The organism is Burkholderia sp. Bp9140 (genome assembly GCF_003853425.1).
Lineage (GTDB): Bacteria > Pseudomonadota > Gammaproteobacteria > Burkholderiales > Burkholderiaceae > Burkholderia.
The window spans coordinates 197,512-216,667 of sequence record NZ_QTPQ01000002.1; the positions used below are offsets into that span (position 1 = coordinate 197,512).

At 68.4% G+C, this 19,156-nt stretch carries 16 protein-coding genes and 1 riboswitch; of the genes, 2 read left to right on the forward strand and 14 right to left on the reverse strand.

The genetic code is table 11. The features are described from left to right. Positions 1–31: 31 nt before the first annotated feature. Positions 32–135, reverse strand: a riboswitch (Fluoride riboswitch). 59 nt (positions 136–194) lie between these two features. The 10 genes from DIE21_RS02525 to DIE21_RS02575 all read right to left on the reverse strand — a co-directional run bounded on the left by DIE21_RS02525 (position 195) and on the right by DIE21_RS02575 (position 14,589). Beyond that, the gene (locus DIE21_RS02525; RefSeq protein ID WP_124495712.1) at positions 195–1,214 is read right to left on the reverse strand and encodes a chemotaxis response regulator protein-glutamate methylesterase; all 1,020 of its coding nucleotides are present in this window, start codon (positions 1,212–1,214) and stop codon (positions 195–197) included. Continuing rightward, positions 1,211–3,511 (reverse strand): hybrid sensor histidine kinase/response regulator, encoded by a 2,301-nt coding sequence (locus tag DIE21_RS02530; RefSeq protein WP_124495714.1) that lies wholly within the window; start codon positions 3,509–3,511, stop codon positions 1,211–1,213. Before DIE21_RS02530 ends, DIE21_RS02525 begins: the two co-directional genes overlap by 4 nt. Beyond that, on the reverse strand, positions 3,508–4,212 hold the full coding sequence (locus DIE21_RS02535) for a chemotaxis protein CheW (protein WP_124495953.1): 705 nt from the start codon (positions 4,210–4,212) through the stop codon (positions 3,508–3,510). Before DIE21_RS02535 ends, DIE21_RS02530 begins: the two co-directional genes overlap by 4 nt. A 45-nt stretch (positions 4,213–4,257) precedes the next feature. Beyond that, entirely contained in the window at positions 4,258–5,697 is a 1,440-nt protein-coding gene (locus DIE21_RS02540; protein WP_124495716.1) for a protein-glutamate O-methyltransferase CheR, read from the reverse strand. Continuing rightward, positions 5,694–6,206 (reverse strand): chemotaxis protein CheW, encoded by a 513-nt coding sequence (locus DIE21_RS02545; protein WP_124495718.1) that lies wholly within the window; start codon positions 6,204–6,206, stop codon positions 5,694–5,696. The genes DIE21_RS02540 and DIE21_RS02545 overlap by 4 nt, the downstream gene beginning before the upstream one ends. Then, positions 6,203–7,879: a methyl-accepting chemotaxis protein gene (locus tag DIE21_RS02550; RefSeq protein WP_124495720.1), complete on the reverse strand. Its 1,677-nt coding sequence runs from the start codon at positions 7,877–7,879 to the stop codon at positions 6,203–6,205. The genes DIE21_RS02545 and DIE21_RS02550 overlap by 4 nt, the downstream gene beginning before the upstream one ends. A 123-nt stretch (positions 7,880–8,002) precedes the next feature. Further along, positions 8,003–9,136 (reverse strand): hybrid sensor histidine kinase/response regulator, encoded by a 1,134-nt coding sequence (locus DIE21_RS02560; protein WP_124495722.1) that lies wholly within the window; start codon positions 9,134–9,136, stop codon positions 8,003–8,005. A gap of 521 nt (positions 9,137–9,657) precedes the next feature. After that, positions 9,658–11,241: a Na+/H+ antiporter gene (locus DIE21_RS02565; protein WP_124495724.1), complete on the reverse strand. Its 1,584-nt coding sequence runs from the start codon at positions 11,239–11,241 to the stop codon at positions 9,658–9,660. 245 nt (positions 11,242–11,486) lie between these two features. Continuing rightward, entirely contained in the window at positions 11,487–12,920 is a 1,434-nt protein-coding gene (locus tag DIE21_RS02570; protein ID WP_124495726.1) for an aldehyde dehydrogenase family protein, read from the reverse strand. Positions 12,921–12,948: 28 nt separating this feature from the next. After that, positions 12,949–14,589, reverse strand: a complete 1,641-nt coding sequence (locus DIE21_RS02575; RefSeq protein WP_124495728.1) for an acetolactate synthase large subunit — start codon at positions 14,587–14,589, stop codon at positions 12,949–12,951. A 387-nt stretch (positions 14,590–14,976) separates the two neighbouring features. Between DIE21_RS02575 and DIE21_RS02580 the strand changes: the two genes are divergently transcribed. After that, a complete protein-coding gene (locus DIE21_RS02580) occupies positions 14,977–15,294 on the forward strand; it encodes a type II toxin-antitoxin system RelE/ParE family toxin (RefSeq protein ID WP_124495955.1) in 318 nt (105 codons plus the stop codon). A gap of 3 nt (positions 15,295–15,297) precedes the next feature. Beyond that, the gene (locus tag DIE21_RS02585; protein ID WP_006750245.1) at positions 15,298–15,597 is read left to right on the forward strand and encodes an addiction module antidote protein; all 300 of its coding nucleotides are present in this window, start codon (positions 15,298–15,300) and stop codon (positions 15,595–15,597) included. Positions 15,598–15,636: 39 nt separating this feature from the next. Here the strand turns inward: DIE21_RS02585 and DIE21_RS02590 are convergent, their stop codons facing one another. From DIE21_RS02590 to andAd, 4 genes are all read right to left on the reverse strand, one after another. Next, positions 15,637–16,923, reverse strand: a complete 1,287-nt coding sequence (locus DIE21_RS02590) for a DUF445 domain-containing protein (RefSeq protein ID WP_124495730.1) — start codon at positions 16,921–16,923, stop codon at positions 15,637–15,639. Positions 16,924–17,099: 176 nt separating this feature from the next. Continuing rightward, positions 17,100–18,320, reverse strand: a complete 1,221-nt coding sequence (gene andAa, locus DIE21_RS02595) for an anthranilate 1,2-dioxygenase system ferredoxin--NAD(+) reductase (RefSeq protein ID WP_124495732.1) — start codon at positions 18,318–18,320, stop codon at positions 17,100–17,102. Continuing rightward, positions 18,310–18,636, reverse strand: a complete 327-nt coding sequence (andAb, locus tag DIE21_RS02600) for an anthranilate 1,2-dioxygenase ferredoxin subunit AndAb (RefSeq protein WP_124495734.1) — start codon at positions 18,634–18,636, stop codon at positions 18,310–18,312. The genes andAa and andAb overlap by 11 nt, the downstream gene beginning before the upstream one ends. A 26-nt stretch (positions 18,637–18,662) precedes the next feature. Next, positions 18,663–19,148 (reverse strand): anthranilate 1,2-dioxygenase small subunit AndAd, encoded by a 486-nt coding sequence (gene andAd / locus DIE21_RS02605; RefSeq protein WP_124495736.1) that lies wholly within the window; start codon positions 19,146–19,148, stop codon positions 18,663–18,665. Positions 19,149–19,156 lie beyond the last annotated feature (8 nt).

Consider the following 19,156-nt stretch of genomic DNA (forward strand, 5'->3'; position numbering starts at 1 on the left):
GTGGACGGCCTGCGACCTCCTGACGACCCAGGAACACGCAGGCATCATCAGCCGGGCAAACCGGCGGTTGAGGGCCGAACCGTGCGCGAGGCGCCGCGATCGACCGCAGGGAGGCATGCCATCTCCGCAGGCGGCAATTGTACGCGACGCCGCCCGTCGCGTGCAATGCGGCCCGGCCGGGCCGCTGCGCACCGTCAGTCGAGCGGCATGCGCGTCACGCGCGAGATCAGCTGGGGCGCGATCCGGTCGAGCGGCAGGATCGCGGACGCCGCGCCGATCGCCGCGGCCGCCTTCGGCATTCCGTAGACGGCGCTCGTCGCTTCGTCCTGCGCGATCGTGTAGCAGCCCTTCGCACGCATCGCCTTCAGCCCCAGCGCGCCGTCGCGGCCCATCCCCGTCAGCAGCACGCCGAGCGCGTCGCCCCGCCAGCCGTCGGCGACACTGTTGAAGAACACGTCGATCGACGGCCGATACGGCGTCTCGGCCGGATGGCGCGTATAGCCGAGCACGCCGCGCGGCGACAGGCACAGGTGATCGTTGGTCGCCGCGAGCAGCACCTCGCCCGCCTGCGGCACGCTGCCCTGCCGGGCGACGCGCACGGGCAGCCGCGTATAGCCGTCGAGCCACTCCGCCATGCCGAGCGCGAACGCCTGGTCGACGTGCTGCACGATCACGAGCGCGGCCGGAAAATCGGCCGGCAGCGCGCGCAGCAGCGCAGTGAGCGCGGTCGGCCCGCCCGCCGACGCGCCGATCGCGATCAGCGTCGGCTCGCCGCGCGCAGGCACCGGCACGGGCTGCACGGGCGTCGCGGCCCGGCTTTCGAGCAGCCGGCCGATCTGGTCGATCTTCGCGAGTAGCGGCTGCGGCGCCGCGTCCGACGGCAGGCCGAGCGCGAGCGTCGGCGTGTCGACCGCGTCGAGCGCGCCGGCGCCCATCGCCTCGTAGACCGACGACGTGTTCGCGCTGACGCTCGCGGTCACGATCAGGATCGCGCACGGGGCGCGCGCCATGATCTGCCGCGTCGCGGCCACGCCGTCGAGCTTCGGCATCACGAGATCCATCAGCACGAGGTCGGGCGGATGCGCGACGCAGAAGTCCACCGCCTCGTCGCCGTCGGTCGCGACCCACAGCACGCGATGATCGGTGCGCAGCGCGATCACGCGGCGCAGCGCCTCGACGGCGAGCGGCAGATCGTTGACGATGCCGATGTTCATCCGCGCGCCTCTCCGATCAGGTCGTGCACCGCATCGAGCAGCGCCTCGTCGTGGAAACTGCTCTTCGCGAGGTAGTAGTCGGCGCCGGCATCGAGCCCGCGCCGGCGATCCTCGTCGCGATCCTTGTACGACACGATCATCACCGGCACGCGCTTGAGCATCGGGTCGCCCTTGATCAGCGTGACGAGCTCGATCCCGTCCATGCGCGGCATGTCGACATCGGTGACGACCAGGTCGAACGCGTCGCTGCGCACCGCATTCCAGCCGTCCATCCCGTCGACCGCGACGGTCACGTCGTAGCCGCGCTTTTCCAGCAGCTTGCGTTCGAGCTCGCGCACCGTCAGCGAATCGTCGACGACGAGCACGCGGCGGCGCCGGTCGGCGAGCGCGAGCTGCGGATCGCGCGCGAGCTTCGCGAGCTGGCCGCCGCGCACGAGCTTGTCGACCGAGCGGATCAGGTCCTCGACATCGACGATCAGCACCGGGTCGCCGTTCTCGAGCAACGCACCGGCCGCGATGTTCTGGATCTTGTTCAGGCGGCTGTCGAGCGGCTGCACGACGAGCATCCGTTCGCCGAGGAAACGGTCGACGGCGACGCCGTACAGCTCGGGCTCGCCGCCGACGACCACCACCGCCGTGCTCGCCCGCGCGACGTCGGGCTCGCCTGCATCGAGCAGCTGATGCGCGGCGACGAGGCCCGCACGCCGGCCGTCGAACGGAAAATGCGGCTGGCCCTCGAGCACGTCGATGTCGTCGTGCGCGAGTTCGAGCGTGCGGCGCACGTGCGCGAGCGGAAACGCGTACGGCTCGCCGCCGACCTCGACCAGCAGGCTGCGGATCACCGACAGCGTGAGCGGCAGCTGCAGCACGAAGCGCATGCCCGCGCCGGGCTCGTTGAAGATGCGCACTGCCCCGCGCACGCCGCGCACCATCTCCTGCACCGCATCGAGGCCGACGCCGCGCCCCGACACGTCGGTCACGGCGTCGCGCATCGAGAAGCCCGGCAGCAGCAGGAATTCGAGCAGCTCGGGATCGGACAGCCGCGCGGCCGTCTCGTCGTCGGTCAGGCGCTGGCGCACGACCGCCGCGCGCAGCGCGTCCATGTCGACGCCCGGCCCGTCGTCGATCACGCTGACGAGCAGCGAGCCGGCGCTGTGGCGCGCTTCGAGCGTGACGCCCGCCTCGGCCGGCTTGCCGCGTGCGCGGCGCGCATCGGGCGATTCGACGCCGTGATCGATCGCGTTGCGCAGCAGATGGCCGAGCGGCGCGTCGAGCAGGTCGAGGATGTCGCGGTCGACCTGCGTGCCTTCGCCGACGATCGAGAAGCGTACCTGCTTGCCGAGCGAGCGCGCGAGATCGCGGACGATGCGCGGATACGCGCGCGTCGCGTCGCCGAACGGCCGCATCCGGCACTGCAGCGCCTCGTCGTACAGCTGCTCGGCGATATGCGTGCTGCGGCGCTCGAAGCGGTCGAATTCGTCCATGCGCTCGGCGAGCGAACGCTGCAGGTCGTTGAGCATGTGCCGCACTTCGTTCACCGACGCGAGCACGCCCGCATCGAGATCGTCGGCGAACTGTTCGTACAACAGATCGAGCGAGCGGGCCGCATCGCGCTGCGCGCGCTTCACGCGCAGCATCGATTCCGCGAACGGCTTGAGCCAGCGCGATTCGACGAGCGACTCGCCGGACAGGCTCAGCAGCCGGTTCAGCGTATCGGCCCGCACGCGGCGCATCGCGCCCGCGCTGGCCGCGCGTCCGGCCGGGACCGGATCGGGCACGGCAGCCGACACGGCGAGCGGCGGCACCGCGGCACCGGTCCCCACGGGCTCGTTCGCCGCACCGTCGTGATCGCGAAACGGCACGGCGAACGGCGGCGGCGCGAAGGCCCGTGCCGGCATCGCGTGCGTGCCGTCGGCGCCCGTCAGCGCCAGCGCGAACGCGTCGATCTCCACCGACGAGACGGGCTGCGCCTGCGGATCGGCGACCCGCACCAGCAGGTCGACGCCGGCGAGCAGCACGTCGACATGCGTGGCCGTCAGTGCGATGGTGCCGGCCTGCGCGGCGACGAAGCATTCTTCCATCCGCCCCGCGATGTCGATGCCGAGCGGCACGCCGACGATGCGCGCGGCCCCCTTCAGCGAATGCGCGGCGCGCATGCACGCCTCGAGCGCGACGGAGTCGGGCTCGCCCGATTCGAGCGCGAGCAGGCGTTCGGACAGCGCCTGGGTCTGCGTGCGCGTCTCCTCGCGATACAGCTCGAGCAGCGACAGGTGACTCAGGTCGTCATCGCCGCTCATCGCATGCTCCGTGTGACGGCATCGAACAGCCGATCGTCGTCGAGCAGGCCCACCGACTTGCCGCGCCATGACAGCACGCCGCGCGACAGGCCGCCGCTTGCGCGCCCGACCGTCGCCGGCACGGGCACCCATTCGGATGCGCCGAAGCGCAGCACGCCCTCGACTTCGTCGACCGGGAACACCACCGGCTCGCCCTGGTGCGCGGCGACCAGCAGCCGCGTGAAGCGGCCGTCCGCACTGCGGCTGCCGCCCTTGCCCGCATCGAGGCCGAGCAGCGCGCCGATCGAGATCGCGATGCGCAGCGTGCCGCGAATGTTGACCACGCCGCGCACGGCCGACTGGCGGCGATGCGGCAGCGAATGGATCGGACGCGTGCCGGCGATCTCGCGCAGCACGCCGATCGGCAGCGCGAGCCATTCGTCGGCGACGCGAAACGCCAGCGCCGCCTGGCGCGTATCGTCGTCGCCGTGCACGCGGGTCGCATCGAACGCACTGATGCGCTGCGTGGCGTCGGCCATCTCCGCGACGCCGAGCGGGCGTTCGAGCAGTTTCGCCGCGTGATACGCGTAGACCGGGCAGTTCAGGCAGCGCAGGCAGTCGGCCAGCCGCTCGCAGGAGCGGTCGCCGTGCGTGCCGATCCGGTTCCAGCAATCGTCGACGCCGATCGTCGTGCCTTCAGTGGCAACGGCGTCGCGGTTCATTCTTTCGTCGGTCATCCCGATGTCGGCTCCCAACCCGTATTCTCATTATCCGGCCGAGCGCCGCGCACGCTCGAGCAGCCATCGCGCGCCGGCGCCGTCGCCGCCGACGTCGAGCAAGGTCGCGAGATGCGTCAGCGCTTCGTGGTGCGTCGGCCGCAGATACAGCGCCTTGCGGTAGAAGTCGCCCGCTTCCGCCACCCGCCCGCGCGCATCCGCGATCAGCCCGTTCAGGTAGAACGCGTCCGCGTGCGGCCCGGCATGCGCGGAGAACTGCGCGAGCACGCGCTCGGCCTCGTCGAATGCGCCTGCGTTGGCCAGCGCCTGCGCTTCCTCGAGCGTCGGCGCGGCGCCGTCGGCGACCGGTGCGGCGGGCGCGTTGATCGCGTTGACCGTGTTGACCGCGTGGGCCGCATTGGCCGGCGAGTCGGCCCGCATGCCGGTCTGCCGCTCGAACGCCGTCGCGCGCTCGGCCGGCGCGAGCGGAGCCGGCGAAGGCGCGGGACCACCCCACGCCGGCGGCACGACGGCCACCAGCGGGCGGGCTGCGGCCGGCGGCGCCACCGTGAAGCGCTCCGCGCGCCGGTACGGCGCGATCGCGGGCATCGGTGCCGCATGCCGCGCCGCGTACCCGTCCGCCGCTGCGCCGCCCTGCACGCGATGAAACGCGAACGCCAGCGGCACGCGCGCCGAGCACATCCCGCGCCGCATCGCGACGCCCGTTTCGGCCGGACCGACGAACAGCATCCCGTCGTCGACGAGCCAGCTCTCGAGCGAACCGATCACGCGATCCTGCGCGTCGCGGTCGAAATAGATCAGCACGTTGCGGCAGAACACGAAATCGTAGCGCGTGCCTGTATCGGCTCCCGGCTCGACCAGGTTCGCCTGGCGAAACTGCACGCATGCGCGCACGCGCTCGTCGAGCAGCCAGCCATCCGTGACCGGCGTGAAGTAGCGGGCGCGGAACTCGGTCGCCGTGCCGCGAAACGCATTGCGCCCATAGCAGCCGAGCCGCGCCTGTTCGATCGCGCGTATGCTCAGGTCGATCGCGTCGATCGTAAAGCTGGCCGGATCGAGCCCGGCGTCGAGCAGCGCCATCGCCGCCGAATACGGCTCCTCGCCGGTCGAGCAGGGTGCGCTCAGCACGCGGATCACGCGCCCGGGCATCGCGGCAAGCCGCTCGATCGCGAGCCGCGCGAGCGTCGCGAACGCCTCGCGATCGCGGAAGAACCACGTCTCGGGCACGATGAACAGTTCGATCAGCGCGCGCCGTTCGTCGGCCGACGCGTTGAGCTGTTGCCAATAGGCGTCGAGCGCTTCCGGCGTGACGGGCGGCCGCGCCGCCGACGGCAGCCGCTCGCCGTCGCCCTGCAGCGCGTGCACGCGCTCCGTCAGCGCGCGACTCAGGAAATCGTTGCCGAGCGAATCGGGGTCGATACCGGTCTCGCGCAGCAGCCAGCCGCGAAATCGCGAATCGGACGCTTTCATGCGGACTCCCCTCCGTGGCCCGGCAGGCCGTCGAACAGATACAGGCGCGCAACGTCGTCGATCAGGTCCGCTACCGAGACCTGCTGTACGATCCCGCCGGGCGTGTTCGCGACACGCCCGAGCCAGCGCGTGCGCGCGGTCGTCACGCCGCTGGCACGGAATGCCGTGCGGTCGATCCGCAGCGTCTGCGTCGCGCACTCGACGATCAGGCCGATCACGCGCTCGCGATCGCGCTGCTCGACGCGGTAGCGAACCATCACGAGCCGCGTCGAACGCAGCGCATGCGCGCGCCGCCCGAGCGCCAGCATCGGCACGTCGATCACGGGCACCGGCTGACCGCCGCGCATCAGCAGCCCGGCGATCCATTCGGGCGCGCCGGGCACGGCCTTGGTGGTCGCGAGCGGCAACACCTCGTCGATGTCGGCCGCGTCGAGCGCATAGCGCTCGCCGTCGAGCTCGAACATCAGGAACAGCGCGTGCGCGCCGCCGTGACTCTCGGCGCGCGTCACGCGTCGACCTTGAAGCGCGACACGCTGGTGCGCAACTGGTTCGCGACGAGCGTCAGGTCGTCGATCGCCTGCGACGACTGGCGCAGCGATTCGGCCGTCTGCTGCGCGGCTTCCGACAACTGCGACAGCGCCTGCGTGATCTGCTCTGCGCCGTTCGCCTGCGTCTGCATCCCTTCGTTGACCATCTGGAAGCGCGGCGCGAGCGTCTGCACCTCGGCGATGATCTGCGACAGCTGCCCGCCGACCTGCTGCACGTCGAGCATCCCGCGGCGCACTTCCTCGGAGAACTTGTCCATCCCCATCACGCCCGCCGACACGGCCGACTGGATCTCCTTCACCGTCTGCTCGATGTCGTAGGTCGCAACCGCCGTCTGGTCGGCGAGGCGGCGGATTTCGGTCGCGACGACCGCGAAGCCGCGGCCGTACTCGCCGGCCTTCTCGGCCTCGATCGCCGCGTTCAGCGACAGCAGGTTGGTCTGGTCGGCCACCTTGGTGATCGTCGCGACGACCTGGTTGATGTTCAGTGCCTTCTCGTTGAGGATCGCGAGCTTCGCATTCACCGAACCGGCCGCGTCCATCACGCTGCGCATGGTCTCGCCCATCCGCGTGAGGCCGCTCTGGCTCACGCCCGCGAGCGTCGCCGACTGCTCGGCCACGCCGGCCACCTCGTTCATCGTGCGCAGCAGGTCGCGCGAGGTCGCGAAGATCTCGCGCGACGTCGCACCGATCTCGGTCGTCGTCGCCGCGGTTTCGTTGGCGGTCGCCTGCTGCTCGCGCGACGTCGCCGCGATTTCGGCGACCGACGTCGTCACCTGCAGCGACGACTGCTGCGCACGCGAGACGAGCTCGGTCAGTTCGTCGGCCATCCGGTTGAAGCCCGTCTCGAGCGTGCCGAATTCATCGCGGCGGCGCAGGTCGAGCCGGCGCGTCAGGTTGCCGGTGCGCATCACGTCGTGCACTTCCACGAGCCGCGCCATCGGCACGGTAACGGAACGGTACAGCCCGTAGCCCAGCCCGAGCGCGGACAGCAGCACGATCGCCAACGCCGTTGCGAGGACGACCTCGGTGGCCTGCACGGATTCGCGGATCAGCTTCGCGGACTGGTCGGCGAACGTGCGGTTCTCCTGCACCAGGATATTCGCGTTGCGCACGACCTCGGCCCACGACGGCTGCACCTTCGCATAAGCGGCGACGGCCTGTTCGCGCGACACGCGGCTCTTCTGCACCGCGTCGTTCAGCAGCGGCAGGTAGCGGTCGAAGGAGCCGCGGAACGTCGCGAAGCGCTGGCGGTCGTCATCCCGGAACGTCGTGTTCTGGTAGTCGACCGACAACGATTCGACCGCCTTGAGCGCCTCGGCGATCTTCGCGAAATCGCGCTGCACGAGTTCGGGATCGGTATCGACGAAGGTTGCCTGCTGCAGCTGCGTGAACGATTCGTTGACCGCGCCGCGCAGCGACGCCGCGAGATAGACGCCGGGCAGCGAGTCGCGTTCGATGCTGACGGCTTCGGCGTTGATCGCACGCAAACGCTCGTAGGACACGCCGGCGGTCACCAGCATCAGCACGAACAACACGCCGAAGCTGAGCAGGATGCGGTTGCCGAGCGTCAGCCGGCCAGCGCCGACCGTCGGATGCAGGCTTTCATTGGTCGCGCGGGGCGTCACGGTGGCCATGTTCGTTATGGGCTTTCTAAAATCAGCGTTGAAAAAAACCGCGCCCGCCTGCGCGCCGGACGGCGCGCCACGAGCGCATCGGGGTCTGCGGGCGGCACGGCACCGGCGGGCCGCGCCGCGAAATCATCGCTCCGCTTGCGCCGGCAGCCGAAGCGCGACCATGAAGCCGCGCGGCGTATTGCGCATCAGGATCTGGCCGCGATGCCGCGCGGCCGTCGCACGGACGAACGCGAGCCCGAGGCCGAAGCCGCTGCGCGCCGCGCCGTGCGCGGATTCGAGCCGCACGAACGACTCGGTCGCAGCCGTGCGCTGCTCGGGCGCGATGCCGTTGCCGGTGTCCTCGACACCGATCAGCCAGGCATCGCCGTCGTCGCTCAGCGTGCAGTGCACGTCCGTGCCGGCCGGACCGTATTTCAGCGCGTTGTCGACCAGGTTCGCGACCGCGCGCGTGAGCATCATGCGGTCGCCCATCGTCACGCACTCGGTGTCGGGCACGTGGGCAACGACGCGGCTGCCGAATCCGGCCGCCTTTTCCCACAGCTGATCGGCGGCGTCGAGCACGATCTCGTTGAGACTCAGGACCTCGTGCGCGCGGCGTTCCGACTGCGCGCGCGTCAGGTGGATAAAGCCGTCGGCGAGCGCGAGCGCGCGCCGTGCGTGGCCGGCGATGCGCTCCATGATCGGCGGCATGTCGCCGTGCTCGGTCCGGTAGACCTCGAGCAGCGCGAGGATCGACGTCTGCGGCGAGCGCATGTCGTGCGACAGGAAATCCAGTGCTTCGTCGCGCTGCCGCGACATCAGGTACGAATTCGAGTGATAGCGGATGCGCGCGGTCAGCTCCATCGCGTCCGGGAGCTTCACGAGATAGTCGTTCGCGCCGGCGATGAATGCCTCGCGCTTCACGATCGGCTCCTCTTTCGCGGACAGCACGATGATCGGCACACGTGCGGTGGCGGCGTCCGCGCGCCACGCGCGGACGAGGTCAAGGCCGTCGATATCCGGCATCACGAGATCCTGCAGGATGACCGTCGGCTTCACGTCGCGCGCGACCGCCATCGCCCGGTGTGCGTCGGTGCACACATGCAGGTCGATATCGTGCTCGCTGCGCAGCGCGCGGCGGATCACCTCGCCGACGAACGGCTGATCGTCGACAAGCAGAACCGACAGCCCCGATTCGAGACAATCCGGCGCATTTTCACCGCTCGATTCTTTCATAAATACCGTTTCAAACGCCAAATCTCCAATTGATTCTTTCATAGGAGTTGTTTATCCGACTTGGGCGCCATCTTAATTTAGCGGCTGAGAAATCCGCCTATTGCTGCCGATCTGGCCTGTCGGCATTGCCTCACGGGGATCCGAACGCCGATTTTCCCCCGACGACGGTCGCATTACCTCCGCGCGCTTTCTCTCAATAAAGATAACCGGCTGATTCTAAATGAAATTAGAACACAGCATCTATCTCCTTCCGGTTTAGTTTTGCCAAATATGTTGAAAGAGCGGAATTCAGATAAATCAGATCATTTCCGCACGCGAAAGACGATAACGTTTGCGAACCCGGCGCCACGAGGTTTGCATTCGCTGCAAGGCCCGCGCGCCGAGCGTATTGGGGCCGGATTCCGAGGCGACGAAACCGGAAGAGATGGAGGGGGGAAGTCGCGCGCCGCGACCGCGACCGCGATCGGGATCGGCCGCGCCGCGAAGGCCCGGGGCACAGCGGGACGGGAACCGGCAACTGCAACAACGACGGCCGTGCGCGCACGGCCGGTCCGCGCGGCAGGTTACCCGCGCGCGTGCTGCGCGGACACTTCCTGCAGGTCGAGGTCGCGCTCGAGCATGTGCAGCATCTCGTCGTGGATGCGGCCCGAACGATGCAGGCGCAACAGTTCCGCACGTCCGGCCTTGATCGCGGCCAGCACGACATCGTAATGCGCGGTGCGTACCTCCGCCGGATACGCAGGCTCGTTCTTCGCCCGCTCGGTCAGTTGCGCGCGATACGTGTATTGCTCCAGCAGGCGCGGGTGAATCACCTGGCCGCTCTCGTCGCGCACCAGCGGCTGGATCGCCGCGAGTTGGGCCGCCTCGATGTGCGCCCACGCCATCGGCTCGGTCAGGTGATGCGCGGCGCGCTGATCGTGCTGAGGCAGGCGCAGCAGCCGGATCAGCGGCCCGATGGTCGTGCCCTGCAGCAGCACGGTGACGAGGATCACCGCGAACGACGCGACCAGGATCACGTCGCGGCCCGGCATCGCCTCCGGCAACGACAGCGCGATCGCCAGCGTCACGACCCCGCGCATCCCGGCCCAGCTCATGATCGTCGCGGCCTTCCAGTCGGGCCGAATCCCGCGCCCGACGATCCCGCGCACCGGCACCTTCAGCACCTCGACCGCATAGATCCATACGAAGCGCGACACGACCACCGCCGCCAGCACCGCGAGCACCGGCGGCACCATCGTGGCGAGCACCTGCTCGAAGCCGCCGAGCCGGTGTACCGCGCCGCGCAGCGACAGCCCGATCAGCACGAACACCAGCGCTTCGAGCAGGAACACGATGACCTGCCAGAACGCGGTGCCGCGCGTGCGCACGGCCGCCGAAAACACCTCGTGCTGATGCCAGCCGACGATCATGCCGGCCGTCACCGTCGCGATCACGCCCGACACCTCGACCATCTCGCCCGCGATGTACGCGATCCAGCCGGCGATCACCGCGACGGTGATCGCCAGATAGTCGTCATCGAGCAGTTTCAGGAACCACACGACGAGCTTGCCGACCAGGAAACCGACCACGACGCCGCCGAGCGCGAGTTCCGAGAAGCGCACGACCGCGTGCTCGAGGCTGAACGCGCCCGTCAGCGCGGCGGCAACCGCGAAGCGGAACAGCACCAGGCCGGCCGCGTCGTTCAACAGGCTTTCCCCTTCGAGCAGCACCATCAGCCGGCGCGGCAGCGCGACGCGTTCGAGCACCGCCTTCGCGGCCACCGCGTCGGGCGGCGACACGATCGCGCCGAGCACGAAGCATGCGGCCCACGGCAGCGACGGCACGACCCAGTGCACGGCAAGGCCGACCGCGAACGTCGTGAACACCACCGCGCCGATCGCGAGCATCAGGATGCCGCCGACGTTGCGCTTGAACTCCTCCCACACGGAGAAATACGCGCCGTCCATCAGCAGCGGCGGCAGGAACACGAGCAGCACGAGTTCCGGATCGAGGTTGATCGGCGGCAGGCCGGGAATGAACGCGATGCCGATACCGCCGATCAGCAGCGCGGCCGCGGGCGGCAACCGCAACCGCTTGGCGATGCATTCGAGCGCGACGATCGCGAGGAATGACAACAGAACCAGCTTGAATGCCGAGACGGGGGACATGAATCGACCTCGTGAAGAATGAATGCGTGCGCCAGCCGGCGTCGTACCCCGGTTGGCCATTGCGCGCGATTACATCACGATGCGACGCTTGCAGTCGAGCGCGTTCGGCACGCGCGGCGCGCGGCGCCGCGTCGATGGCGCACGGCGGGAAGTCGCCGCGCCCGCCGGTGTGCGTCGAAACGAAAAACGGCACGCGGGCCGGCGCGATCGCCCGCCCGCGTGCCGCCATGCCGCCTGCCCTCGCGCTAGCGGCGCCGCACGACCATCAGCCGCGGCTCGGTCATGTCCTCGATCGCGTAGCGGATCCCTTCGCGGCCGAGCCCCGAATCCTTCACGCCGCCATACGGCATGTTGTCGACGCGGAACGACGGCACGTCGTTGATCACGACGCCACCCACCTCCAGTTCGTCCCATGCCCGTTGCGCATGCGCGAGCGAATCGGTGAACACGCCGGCCTGCAGCCCGAAGTCGCTGTCGTTCACGCGCGCGAGCGCATCGTCGAAGCGGTCGAACTTCTCGAGGATCGCGACCGGGCCGAATGCCTCCTTGCGGTACAGGTCCTGCTCGCGGCCGACGTTTTCCAGCAGCGTCGCCTCGAACATCGCGCCGTCGACCTTCCCGCCCGCGACGATCTTCGCGCCCGCCGCGACGGCCGCGTCCATCCAGCCGGACAACCGGCGCGACTCGGATTCGGAGATCATCGGGCCGACGAACGTCGACGGATCCTTCGGATCGCCCATCTTCAGCGAACGCGTCTTCGCGATCAGCTTGTCGCGCAGCGCGTCGTACAGGTCCGCATGCACGAGGATCCGCTGCACGCCGATACAGCTCTGGCCCGACTGGTAATACGCACCGAACGCGAGACGGTCGACCACGTAGTCGAGCTGGCCGCGCTGATCCGCGTCGACGATCGCCGCCGCGTTGCCGCCGAGCTCCAGCACGACTTTCTTCTTGCCGGCCTTCTCCTTCAGCGCCCAGCCCACGGCCGGCGAACCCGTGAACGACAGCAGCTTGAAGCGCGCGTCGGTCGTGAACAGATCAGCGCCGTCGCGATGCGCGGGCAGCACCGAGAACGCGCCCTTCGGCAGGTCGGTTTCCGCGAGCACCTCGCCGATGATCAGCGCGCCGATCGGCGTGCGGCTCGCGGGCTTCAGCACGAACGGACAGCCTGCGGCCAGCGCGGGCGCGACCTTGTGCGCGGCGAGGTTCAGCGGAAAGTTGAACGGCGAGATGAACGAGCACGGGCCGATCGGCACGCGCCGCGTATAGCCGGTATAGCCTTGCGCGCGCGCCGAGATCTCGAGGTTGATCACTTCGCCGTCGATGCGCACCGACTCCTCGGACGCGACGCGAAACGTATCGATCAGCCGCGTCACTTCGCCCTTCGAATCGTTGATCGGCTTGCCGGCCTCGATGCACAGCGCCTCGGCCAGTTCGTCGAATCGCTCGCGAAAGCGCGCGACGCAGTGGTCGAGCACCGCCTGCCGCTTGTAGGCCGGCAGCTCGCGCATCGGCTTCGCGGCGTCGACCGCCGCGCCGATGGCCGCGTCGATCGCCTTCGCATCGGCCAGCGCGACACGGGTCGCGACCTTGCCGCTGAACTTGTCGGTCACTTCGAGATCGGTGTTCGCGTAGACGGCTTCGTTGGCCAGATAGTACGGATAGGTATCCTTCAACATGGAACGCTCCTTCCGGTGAACGGCGGATTCAGAGTTGCGCCGACAGGCGCTTGATTTCGCGGTTGAGCACGCGCTCGTTGTCCGAATAGTCGATCGGCACGTCGATCACGTGCACGCCCGGCGTCGCGAAGCAGTCGCGCAGCAGCGGCTCGAGATCGTCGGCCGATTCGACGCGATGCCCGTGCGCGCCGTAGCTTTGCGCATACGACACGAAATCGGGGTTCTTCAGCGTCATCGCGAAATCGGGGAAATTCATGTTTTCCTGCTTCCAGCGAATCATCCCGAACGCATCGTCGCGCAGGATCATCACGACGATGTCGAGCTTCAGCCGCACGGCCGTTTCGAGTTCCTGCGAATTCATCATGAAGCCGCCGTCGCCGCACACGGCGATCACCTTGCGCCGCGGATGCACGATCTTCGTCGCGATCGCCGACGGCAGGCCCGCGCCCATCGACGCGAGCGCGTTGTCGAGCAGCAGCGAGTTCGGTTCGTGGGCACGCCAGTAGCGCGCGAACCAGATCTTGTACATGCCGTTGTCGAGACAGACGATCCCGTCGACCGGCAGCGCGTTGTACAGGTCGTTGACGATCCGTACCGGATACATCGGGAAGCGCGGGTCGTGCTGGCCCTTCTGCAGATGCGCGTCGAAATGCGCCTTGATCATCGCGAAGCGCTCGAAATCCCAGTGCGGCGGCGGCGTCACGGCTTCCTTCATCTGCCACACCGCGTTCGCGATGTCGCCGACCACCTCGATCTGCGGGAAATAGACGGGATCGACCTGCGCGCCGAGGAAGTTCACGTGGATCACGGTCTTGTCGTCCGCGCGCATGAAGAACGGCGGCTTCTCGATCACGTCGTGCCCGACGTTGATGATGCAATCCGCGTGCTCGATCGCGCGATGCACGAAGTCGCCGTCGGACAGCGTCGCGTTGCCGAGCCACAGCGGGTGCGTTTCGTCGATCACGCCCTTGCCCATCTGCGTCGTGAAGAACGGGATGCCCGTCTTGTCGACGAATTCGAGCAGCATCTTGCAGGTCGTCTTGCGGTTGCCGCCCGCACCGATCATCAACAGCGGATGGCGCGCGGCCTGGATCGCGTCGATCGCGTGCGCCACCGCCTTCTCCTCGGCCACCGGCCGCCGGCTGTAGCTGCGCGGGATCGGCTTGCCGTCGCCCTCCTCGTGCGCGATGTCCTCCGGCAGCTCGAGGTGCGCGGCGCCCGGGCGCTCCTCCTCCGCGCGGCGGAACGCCTCGCGCACCGCCGACGGGATGTTGCCGATCGACACGATCTGCCGCGTGAACTTCGTGAGCGGCTGCATCATGTCGACAACGTCGACGATCTGGAAGTGGCCCTGCTTGCTGGACTTGATCGGCTTCTGCCCGGTGATCATCAGCATCGGCATGCCGCCGAGCTGCGCATACGCGGCAGCCGTCACGAAGTTGGTCGCGCCCGGCCCGAGCGTAGCGAGACACACGCCGGTGCGGCCCGTCAGGCGGCCGTAGGTGGCGGCCATGAACCCGGCCGCCTGCTCGTGCCGGGTCAGCACGAGCTTGATCTTCGATCGCCGCAGCGATTCGAGCAGATCGAGGTTTTCCTCGCCGGGAATGCCGAACACGTATTCGACGCCTTCGGCTTCCAGCGCCTTCACGAACAGATCCGATGCTTTCATGGGGGACTCTCGGTTGATGCCGCCTGCCCGGCTTACGGGCGCGCGACGTTCAGAACGCGCGCCGGCCTACGGCACGCGGACGCTTTACCTACTGGACACTGACCACGGCACTGCCCGCCGCACGTGCAACGTGCGGCGGCGCCTCCCTGTGCAGGAGGACAAACGGATCCGCCCGCGCGCGGCAAGCACGCATGCGCGGGCGGCAAGGACGTTTTTGATTGTAGACGGATTCGAGAAATTCCGGCTTCGACCGGATGGCCGGGGCCGGCCTTGCGAAAAGATCGGCCTGACGGCCAATTCGGCGTCAAACGGCGCGCGCGGCCCTACTGTGGGGGGGACCGAAATCATTCATCCAATCTGTGAACCATGGTTGACATGCTGCGATTCATGCCCTACAGTGCGCCTACATTCAGCATCCGGACCACCGACGTCTTCGACGCGTGGTTTGCCGGCCTGCAGGATCGCGTCGCCAGGCGACGCATCCAGGCCCGCATCGACCGCCTGTCGATGGGCAATCCGGGTGACTGGAAATCCGCCGGCTCCCCCGTCGTCGAAATGCGTATCGACCACGGCCCTGGCTATCGCGTCTATTACGTCAGGCGCGCAACGATATGGGTGATCCTGCTCTGCGGCGGCGACAAGTCGACGCAACAGGCGGACATCCGCGCCGCGCACGCGATGCTCGAGCGGCTCGACCTGGAGTGATCGATGGACAAGATCAAGACCCGGCCGTGGGATTCGGCCGAACACCTGAAAACCGACGACGACATGGCCGACTACTTCGAGGCCTGTCTGCAGGAAGCCGGCGACGACCCGGCCTTCATCGCGCATGCGCTCGGCGTGATCGCCCGCGCGCGCGGCATGTCGCAGGTCGCGCGCGACGCGGGCCTGTCGCGCGAAGGGCTGTACAAGGCGCTGTCGCACGACGGCAATCCGAGCTTCGGCACGATCCTGAAGGTGATCAAGGCGCTCGGCCTGCAACTGCACGGCGCGAAGGCGCACGCGTGATTCGACGGCGCGCGGCAGTGCGCGCGGGCCGCGGCCGCGTCAATGCAGCCATCCGCCCGCCCAGCGCGGCACCAGCGACACCAGATACAGCCCGAGCCCGATCAACCCGCCGACCAGCGTGCCGTTGATGCGGATGTACTGCAGGTCCTTGCCGATGTTCAGTTCGATCTGCCGGGACATTTCGCGCGCATCCCAGTTGCGCACCGTATCGCGGATGTGACGCATCAGGAAATCCGCGAAATCCGGCGCCATCTCGTGCACGGCCTTCTCGACATGCTCGTTCAGCGACGCGCGCAGCGCCGGGCTTTCCGCAAGCCGTGCGCCAAGCCAGCCGCCGAGCGTCGCGGCCTGCCGGTGCAGCGCCGAATCCGGGCGCGCGAGATCCGCCTTCAGCCAGGCGCGCAACTGACCCCACAGATCGCGCACATAGTCGTTGAACGCATCGCCGTCGCGGATGTAGCGCTTGATCTCGTCGCCCTTCGCGATGAATGCGGGGTCATGCTTCAACCGCTCGGTCAGCCGCACGACCGTGCGGTCGAAGCGCTGCCGCAGTTCGTGTTCGGGATCGGCCGCCACTCCCTCGAGCACGCGGCTCACCGCGCTCGCCAGCATCCGCGCGCCGTTCTCGCCGAACCACTGCGTCGGCATGATCTTCTCGACCTTCGGGTACTGCGTCTTCAGCCATTCGACGATGAAGCCCGCGATCACCTCGCGGTTTTCCTCCTTGTCGAGCACGTCGACCACCTGTTCGATCGCGTCGTCGAGCAGCGCCTGGTGGCGGCCGTCCTTCGTCAGCGTGTCGAGGATCGCGCCGGCCGATTGCGACAGGTCGATCCGGTCGATCACCGCGCGGAACGCGTCGTGGACGAACGACTGGATCCGCGCATCATCGGTCATGTCGAGCGCGAAGCTCATGAGCTTCGTCACGTAGCCGCCGAGCGCGTCGGTGTTCGCCGGCTCGCCGAGCCACGCGCCGAGCTTCTGCGCGGGGTCGTGCTGGCGAATCTGCGCGGCAAGTGCGTCGGGGCCGAGGAATTTCTCGCGCACGAACACCGCGAGGTTGTCGGCGATCTTGTCCTTGTTCTTCGGGATGATCTCGGTGTGGCGCGACACGAACGGGATCGGCACGCGGCGAAACAGCGCGACGACCGCGAACCAGTCGGCGAGCGCGCCGACCATCGCGGCCTCGGCCACCGCCTTGAAACCGTCGACCCACGGGCCGCGCGGCAGCAGGATCGTCGTGACGAATACCGCGACGGCGGCCAGCAGCAGCCATAGCGCGCGGCGCTTGCTTCGTTTCAGTTCGAGGGCTTTGTCTGGCGTCATGGGCGACCGGTGAAACGGCAATGCCGCTAATATGCACCGATCGCCCGCCCGCGACAAACCCGCGCGTGACGCGCGAGCCGGGAACATTGTCCGCACCGCGCTCTGGCTACGGTCGATCCGCTCGTCGCCCGATATCGATGCGAACCCGGCCACACGGGTCGCGTTCGCGCACTGCGTCAGAGAAACGTTTTCAGGTTCACCGCCGGATCGGCGAGCTTCGCCGGATCGGGCGCCGCCCCCACCGCGATCAGCCGCCGCGACGCACCGATGTCGCGCCCGAGGTTCACCGCGGCCACCGCCGCGATCTTCCCGTCGTCGTCCAGCCCGAACACCGTGAACGGCCCGCTCGCCGGATCGCCGCGCACAACCGTCGTCCGCTCGCTGCCGAACAGCCCGAGCATCTGCAGGTTGCAGTCGTACTGATCGGACCAAAGCCACGGCAGTTCGGCATAGGTTTCGTCCGCGCCGAGCAGGTTCGCGGCCGCGACGGCCGGCTGGTTTTCCGCGACCTGCCACGACTCGATCCGCACGTGACGCCCGAGCAGCGGATTGAAGTGCATCGTCACCTCGCCCGCCGCGAAGATCGCACGGTCGGCCGTGCGGCATCCCGCATCGACATGGATCCCGTTGTCGACCGCGAGGCCGGCCGCCTGCGCGAGTTCGACATTCGGCACGACACCGATCCCGATCACGACGATATCGGCCTGCACGTCGCCGCGATCGGTCTCGACGATCGCGCCGCCGCCCGGCGCTCGGCGAATCGCGCGCGGCAGCGTCGCCATCCGGAAGTTCACGCCGCGCGCGTCATGCAGTTGCCGCGCATACGCGCCGACGACTTCCGGCAACGCACGCTGCAGCAAGCGCGCGGCCGGGTCGATCACCGTCACGTCGCAACCGAGCTGGCGCGCCGCGGCCGCCACTTCGAGGCCGATGAAGCCGCCGCCGAGCACCGCCACGCGACGCCCCGGCGCAAGCTGTGCCCGCAACGCCCGCGCGTCCGCCACGGTGCGCACGTAATGCGGAACCACGCCTTCGTCGACCGGACCGCCGAACGCACGCACCCGCGAGCCCGTCGCGAGCACGAGCCGTGCGTACGGCAACGTCGCGCCGTCGTCGAGCCGCACACGCCGTGCATCGCGCTCGATCGCATCGACGCGCGTGCCGAGCCGCAGCTCGATGCGCTGCGCGTCATACCACGCGGCATCGCGCACGAACGCGCGCTGTTCGCCGCCGTCGCTCAGCAGCGCGTCCTTCGACAGCGCGGGCCGGTCGTACGGCAGTTCGCGCTCCGCGCCGATCATCACGATGCGCGCATCGGCGTCGCGCGCGCGCAGCGCCTCGGCAGTGCGCCGCGCCGCGTGGCCGGCGCCGACGATCACGAACGGGTCAGCCGACATTGATTTCCACCTGCCCGTCGACGATCCGGATCGGATAGGTCCGCACCGGCTCGGTGATCGGCGCGCATTTCGGCGCCCCCGTGCGAATGTCGATCAGCCCCTGGTGCAGCGGGCACTCGACACAGCCGTCCTCCACATAGCCTTCGGACAGGCGTGCGTGACCATGGGAACAAAGGTCGTGCATCGCGAACAGTTCGTCGCCGATCCGGAACACCGCGATCGGCTTCTGGCCGGCGACGCGCGCCGCCGGTTCGTCTTCGGAGAATTCGTCGAATGCGCCCAGCGGATGCCATTCGGCGAGCGTTGCTTCGGTCATGTCGTTTCCTTGCTTCGTCGGATCGGTCAAATCGGGGTCGCGAGCAGCGTCTGCACGCGCGACGTGTCGTAGATCACGCGCTTGGTCTTGTAGCGCAGCCCGTCGGGCGTGCGCATGACCGTGTCGTAGTACTTGCCGGCCTGGTACACGTTCGATTCGCCGTTGCTGCGCGTCTGCACGACGACGTAGTTGCTCTCGGTGTCGATCTCGCCGTCGCGCTGAGCGACGATCGTGAGGCCCGACGTCATGTGCCGGTACGTGTGCTCTTCATAGATGTTCGCGTGCCGCAGCGACACCACGCGGTCGCGCAGCATCCGCTGGTTCGTGCAGTGGACGATCCCGACCGGCAGCCCGAGATCCGCGTTCTCCTTCGGCACGATCTCGTACGTGCAGTCCTCGGTGAACATTTCCGGCCAGCGTTCGAGCCGGTCGTTGTCGAGGTGGCCGATGTAGCGGTTCTGGAGCATGTAAATCTCGAACCACGTCTTCATGTCTTCCGTCAGGTTTTCCATCGTTCCGC

Coding starts and splice junctions, on each gene's coding strand:
- DIE21_RS02525 (WP_124495712.1), bottom strand. CDS start 1,214: ATGAACATCGGCATCGTCAACGATCTGCCGCTCGCCGTCGAGGCGCTG.
- DIE21_RS02530 (WP_124495714.1), bottom strand. CDS start 3,511: ATGAGCGGCGATGACGACCTGAGTCACCTGTCGCTGCTCGAGCTGTAT.
- DIE21_RS02535 (WP_124495953.1), bottom strand. CDS start 4,212: ATGAACCGCGACGCCGTTGCCACTGAAGGCACGACGATCGGCGTCGAC.
- DIE21_RS02540 (WP_124495716.1), bottom strand. CDS start 5,697: ATGAAAGCGTCCGATTCGCGATTTCGCGGCTGGCTGCTGCGCGAGACC.
- DIE21_RS02550 (WP_124495720.1), bottom strand. CDS start 7,879: ATGGCCACCGTGACGCCCCGCGCGACCAATGAAAGCCTGCATCCGACG.
- DIE21_RS02560 (WP_124495722.1), bottom strand. CDS start 9,136: ATGAAAGAATCAATTGGAGATTTGGCGTTTGAAACGGTATTTATGAAA.
- DIE21_RS02565 (WP_124495724.1), bottom strand. CDS start 11,241: ATGTCCCCCGTCTCGGCATTCAAGCTGGTTCTGTTGTCATTCCTCGCG.
- DIE21_RS02570 (WP_124495726.1), bottom strand. CDS start 12,920: ATGTTGAAGGATACCTATCCGTACTATCTGGCCAACGAAGCCGTCTAC.
- DIE21_RS02575 (WP_124495728.1), bottom strand. CDS start 14,589: ATGAAAGCATCGGATCTGTTCGTGAAGGCGCTGGAAGCCGAAGGCGTC.
- DIE21_RS02580 (WP_124495955.1), top strand. CDS start 14,977: ATGCCCTACAGTGCGCCTACATTCAGCATCCGGACCACCGACGTCTTC.
- DIE21_RS02585 (WP_006750245.1), top strand. CDS start 15,298: ATGGACAAGATCAAGACCCGGCCGTGGGATTCGGCCGAACACCTGAAA.
- DIE21_RS02590 (WP_124495730.1), bottom strand. CDS start 16,923: ATGACGCCAGACAAAGCCCTCGAACTGAAACGAAGCAAGCGCCGCGCG.
- andAa (WP_124495732.1), bottom strand. CDS start 18,320: ATGTCGGCTGACCCGTTCGTGATCGTCGGCGCCGGCCACGCGGCGCGG.
- andAb (WP_124495734.1), bottom strand. CDS start 18,636: ATGACCGAAGCAACGCTCGCCGAATGGCATCCGCTGGGCGCATTCGAC.
- andAd (WP_124495736.1), bottom strand. CDS start 19,148: ATGGAAAACCTGACGGAAGACATGAAGACGTGGTTCGAGATTTACATG.